Here is a 430-nt window from a genome sequence, read left to right as displayed (position 1 = left end):
ACATCGCCACGACGATCTTCGGCGGCTTCGCGCCCGCGATCCTCGCATGGCTCACGCAACAGACCGGCAGTCCGTTTGCGCCGGCCTGGTACGTGATGGTGGCGAGCGCCATCGCGCTCGCCTCGATCGCCGCGCTTTCTTCCACGCCACGCCCCGCCTGATTTCGGAGAACCGCTCCATGCAACGCTTCCTCACGCGGAGCGCGATCGCGCTCTCACTTTTCGCCGCCGTCCCGGCCTTCGCGGACGTCACGCTCGACGGGCGCTCCGTCACGCCGGAATCGATCGCGCGCATCGCCGACGGCGAAGCCGTGTCGATCGCGCCTGCCGCCCGCCAGCGGGTCGTCGCCGCGCACGAGGTGCTGCTGAAGGCCGCCGCGGCCGGCCAGCAGATCTACGGGCTGACGGTCGGCGTCGGCCTCAATAAAGAC

Annotated in this window: 1 protein-coding gene; it reads left to right on the top strand. The window is 70.0% G+C overall.

Annotated elements, in window-relative coordinates; all coding sequences use genetic code 11:
• Nucleotides 1-178: 178 nt before the first annotated feature.
• Nucleotides 179-430: aromatic amino acid lyase (locus J5M58_RS27240; RefSeq protein WP_207880587.1), on the top strand; the 252-nt coding region annotated here is incomplete at its 3' end.

The sequence above is a fragment of the Pseudomonas sp. 32_A genome, from assembly GCF_017490905.1.
Taxonomy (GTDB): domain Bacteria; phylum Pseudomonadota; class Gammaproteobacteria; order Pseudomonadales; family Pseudomonadaceae; genus Aquipseudomonas; species Aquipseudomonas inefficax.
The sequence above is the reverse complement of the archived record's forward strand: the minus strand, read 5'-3'. Positions and strand labels throughout refer to the sequence as shown.